Annotated in this window: 4 protein-coding genes; 1 reads left to right on the top strand and 3 read right to left on the bottom strand. The window is 63.0% G+C overall.

All coding sequences use genetic code 11. The features are described from left to right. Window positions 1-679 (top strand): DALR domain-containing protein (locus NW809_RS11025; RefSeq protein ID WP_414402142.1); only part of this gene is annotated, 679 nt, incomplete at its 5' end. 23 nt (window positions 680-702) lie between these two features. Here the strand turns inward: NW809_RS11025 and NW809_RS11030 are convergent. From NW809_RS11030 to thiL, 3 genes are all read right to left on the bottom strand, one after another. Further along, window positions 703-2,232 (bottom strand): S10 family peptidase, encoded by a 1,530-nt coding sequence (locus NW809_RS11030; protein ID WP_011430719.1) that lies wholly within the window; start codon window positions 2,230-2,232, stop codon window positions 703-705. Window positions 2,233-2,316: 84 nt separating this feature from the next. Beyond that, window positions 2,317-2,910 (bottom strand): hypothetical protein, encoded by a 594-nt coding sequence (locus NW809_RS11035; RefSeq protein ID WP_011430720.1) that lies wholly within the window; start codon window positions 2,908-2,910, stop codon window positions 2,317-2,319. Window positions 2,911-3,106: 196 nt separating this feature from the next. Then, a complete protein-coding gene (thiL, locus tag NW809_RS11040) occupies window positions 3,107-4,129 on the bottom strand; it encodes a thiamine-phosphate kinase (protein WP_011430721.1) in 1,023 nt (340 codons plus the stop codon). Between the last annotated feature and the right edge of the window lie 71 nt (window positions 4,130-4,200).

Here is a 4,200-nt window from a genome sequence, read left to right on the forward strand (position 1 = left end):
CTGGCTGCACAACGGCTTTGTCAACGTCAACGGCCAGAAGATGTCCAAATCTTTGGGCAACTTCACCACCCTACGACAGGCCCTTGCCCTCTATCACCCCATGGCCCTGCGGCTGTTCCTGCTGCAGACCCATTACCGCAGCCCGATTGACCTCACTGAAGCAGCAATGGAGGCGGCCAGCCACGGCTGGGAGACTCTCCAAAAAGGGATCCACTGCGCCCAGCAGTTTGGCCAAGGGGGATCCCCCGATTCCGAGGCGATGAGGGCTTTCCAGACGGCCATGGACGACGACTTCGGCACCCCTGGGGCGCTGGCTCTTGCCTTTGAGCTGGCCAAGGAACTGATCCGCGAGCACAACCTCTTGACCCACCAGGGCCACACCCACCTGCAGCCGCACTTGCTGAGGCAGAAGGGCGCCGCCCTGCTGGAGATCTTGGCCACGCTGGGCTTCTGCTGGCCCCAGCCTGCCCAGGGATCCGAGAAAGCTGCCGCCAACGGGGAACTGGCCAAGCTTCCACCCCTTGAAGACGCGCGGATTGAAGAGCTGGTGGCCCAACGCACGGCGGCCCGCAAGGCGAAAAACTTTGCCGAAGCCGATCGCATTCGGGAGCAGTTAAAGGCTCTGGGGATCACCCTTATCGACCAAAAAGACGGCACCACCCGTTGGCTGCGGCAGTAGGCAGGCGGGGTTGGGATTGCCCATCACGCAGGGATCCCCGAGCTGGAAACGGCCTTTCGGTAAAACTCAGCCATTTCGGCAAACCACTCGGCCCGCGAGGGATCCCAGGTGTAGAACATGTGGCCGCCGCGGTAGTGGCGCAGGGTGAGGTTGGCCTTGAGGCGGGGATCCAGCTTCATCAAATCCACCAGGTGGTTGGAGGCAAAGTAAGGGGTGACCAGGTCGTAGAAGCCGTGGTGAATGCTCACCCGCATGTGGGGGTTGAGGGCCATGCTGCTGCGCAGCTCGTCCATGGCGCCGATGAACCCTTGCTTGAGCTCCCCCTTGGGGGCGAAGCGCCAGGACTTGAACACCTCTAGGTTCAGGAGGTGATAGGTCAGCTCCGTGTCCACCTGCAGGGTCTCCCGCAGGTGGCTGTTGATGGCGGCAGTAAACAGGCGATCTACCCCATCTAAGGTGGGATCGGATCCCTCGAAGGTAGGCCGATCCGGAAAGGGATCCACGGTGGTTACAGAGGCGTCGTAGAGCCCCAGCACCAGCCGCTGGGAGCGCAACAGCTCGCGGGCAAAGCTGGCCGGGTCGATCCGCCCCCCCTTGTGGGCCACATACTCCGGCGAGAGTCCGATCCCTGCCGCCATCTCCGCGTAGATGGCCTGCCGCTCCGCTTCTGGCATCGCCTCTCCCATGGCCAAGAGGGGCAACAGCCGCTGGCGGGCAAAGCCTTCTGCTTTGGGCAGCAGGATCTGCAAATCCTCCCCCCAGCCACACCGCCCATGATAGGCTGCTGTGGCGACATAGGAGGGGAAAAGCATTGCCCAGGTGCTGAGGTTGTAATCGGTGGTCTCCAGCAGCCCGAACTCGATGGCCGGCGAGATGAGAATAGCCCCCGACAGGCCCACGCCAAACTTGGCTTGCAGCTCCTTGGCCAGCCGCGCCACCCGAAAGCCCCCGTAGCTCTCGCCGGCAATGAAAATGGGAGAGAGCCAGCGCTTGTAGCGCGAGAGGAAGCCCTGGATAAACTCGCCCAAGGATTGCAAATCCCGCTCCACGTCCCAAAAGGGAGCCTCCTTGGGGGGCTCGTCTTCCTTTTCCTCCGCCTGGGTGGGCTTGGCCGCCGGATCGGATTTTTCCTGAGAACTTTTGGCGTCTTGAGACTCCTTGGGCAGGGCGCGGCTGAACCCCGTCCCCACCGGATCGACAAAGACCAAATCAGAAAACAGCAGCCAACTTTCGCCGTTATCCACCAGTTGCACTGGCGAGGGCGGCAAGCTGCCGTTGGGCCCAAAGCGGAGGCGTCTCGGCCCCAGGGATCCCATGTGCAAATAGGCAGAGGCCGCCCCCGGCCCGCCGTTGAAGACGAAGGTGAGAGGCCGCTGTCGGGAGTCAACCTCCTGCCTCAGATAGGCGACGTGGAAGATCTCGGCTACCGGCTTTTCCCGCCGGAAGAGAGTCTGCCAGCCGGCCACCGCCCTGTAGGGGAAGGACTTTCCCCCGGCGTTGAACGTGTGCTCCGTGGTGTGCAGGACAGGAGTGGATTTGGATTCTGCAGGCATAGAGACACGGGATCCACAACTTGCTGATCCAGTGAATCACAAGTTGCCGGATCTCCACCCCTGCCTTGGAACAGAAGCCGGGGATTACAGGGTGAGCGGCGCTTCCAAAGTCAGATTAAACGACTGGCCGGGGCGCAGCACCACCACCTGGGGAGCGGTTACATTGCCCACCACCACGCCAGCCACTGCCCCGCCTAGAACATTGCCCGCCGAGACGCCGCCGCTGATGGCTCCCAAAAGGGTGCCTGCGACTGCCCCGATGGCTGCATCCTGGGCGATGGCCTCAGCCGAATACTGGCGGGGATCCTTCTCGTCGTGGAGGATGCCGGAAGAGGCCTGCAGGCTATAGGTGCGACCGCCGAGGACGATGGAGGTGGCAACAAAGCGGGATCCGCCCGGTGCCGGTTCCATTTGCCCAAAAACGCGGCTGCCCGCCGGGATCACCAAACGCCCCTGGTTGTCGAAAATGTTTTGCGTGACGGCCACCTCCAGCGGGTAGATGGTGTCGGGGTAAAAGTATTGCGGCCCTTCGCTGCTGAGGCTGCCGACGGGAATAATCGTCCCCTGCTCAAGGCGGTAGGCACCCAATTGGAAAAGCGGCTGGGCCTCTCCTGGCAAGGGGGCCAGCAGAGGGATCCCTGCCAAACCGATCGCGGCTGCTGCTAAGATAGCTTTCATCCAGAAGTCTCCAATTCTCCGAAGTTCTGCACGTGCCCGCGGCCTTTTCGGGCCGAGGTTTGTCCTTTTGCGGTTTTCTCTACACTTCCAGGTTACCCAATCCCAGTTCCGGTTTCCTTTCCGACTCGAGTAGCTTGGTTTTCAACTTTGGGCAGTTTTGAGCGGCCTAGGTGGCCAGTGAGTTTTTCAGACAGGCTCAAAAGTGCTGGAAGGCCTGCTGGCGGCTGAGGATTTGCCCGTCCTGCAACCGCACCGTCCCCTGCGGATCCCAGCCGGTTACTTCCCCAATCCAGGCGGCTCCTGGCAACTTTTCCAACAGATGCTTGGCCACCGACACCTCGGCACTGAGAAGCAGCTCAAAGTCTTCGCCCCCATAAAGCGCCCACTCCAAAGCTTGGGCCGGGAACGCCTGGCGCAAAGCCACCGAAATCGGGATCCGCTCCGCCGCGATCCGCGCCGCTACCCCACTGCTCTGGCACACCTGCACCAGGGCGTCCGCCAAGCCATCGCTGGTGTCCATGCCGGCCAGGCGCAGAGGACCGGGGAGCGCTTCCAAAAGGGACAGAACATCCAAGCGCGGGCGCGGGTATTGGTGGGCTCTGATCAACTGCTGCCGCTGTGCTGCCGTGGCTGAGGATCCCTGTTCGGGATGGAGCAGCAGCTCCAGGCCGGCCCGCGCGTCGCCGTGGGGCCCTGTGACCACCAGCCAATCGCCCGGCTGAGCCCGTCTGCGCTCAATCGCCCGCCCCGGCTGCACCGATCCCAGGGCCGTGATCGCCACAAACCGCTGCGGCGACCGACACAGATCCCCCCCCACCAATTCTGCTCCCCAACGGGCACAGCAGGCCCGCATCCCTTCGTAGAGCTCCTCTACCCAAGCCACCGGCGTGGATCCCGGCAGGCCCAAGCCCACCACCAACGCCCGCGGACGGGATCCCATCGCTGCCAGATCCGAGAGATTGGCCGCCACCGCCCGCCAGCCCACCGCGTGGGCCGGGGTTGTCACGTCGCTAAAGTGAACCCCCTCCACCAAGACATCGGTGCTCACCACCAACTGCCCCTCAGGAGCGGGCAACACCGCCCCGTCGTCTCCCACCACCTGGGCAGGACAGTAGCGCTGCACGATCTGCAACAGCCCCGCCTCGCCGATGGCCGAGATGGGCGTGGGAGAAGAGCTGCTCTTGGGTTGAGGGAAAAAGTCGGGAAGATCGCTGAACAAAGGAGCCCCTGGCGGATGCACGCAGCCAAAAACCTATGGTTGCAAAATGTTAGGGGCAGTTGGCGCCGGTC

The organism is Synechococcus sp. WC101 (genome assembly GCF_047461555.1).
In the GTDB taxonomy this organism is placed as follows: Bacteria; Cyanobacteriota; Cyanobacteriia; order Thermostichales; family Thermostichaceae; genus Thermostichus.

Excerpts from the sequence above, each read along its gene's own strand:
- NW809_RS11030 (WP_011430719.1), bottom strand. The coding sequence starts at position 2,232 with ATGCCTGCAGAATCCAAATCCACTCCTGTCCTGCACACCACGGAGCAC.
- NW809_RS11035 (WP_011430720.1), bottom strand. The coding sequence starts at position 2,910 with ATGAAAGCTATCTTAGCAGCAGCCGCGATCGGTTTGGCAGGGATCCCT.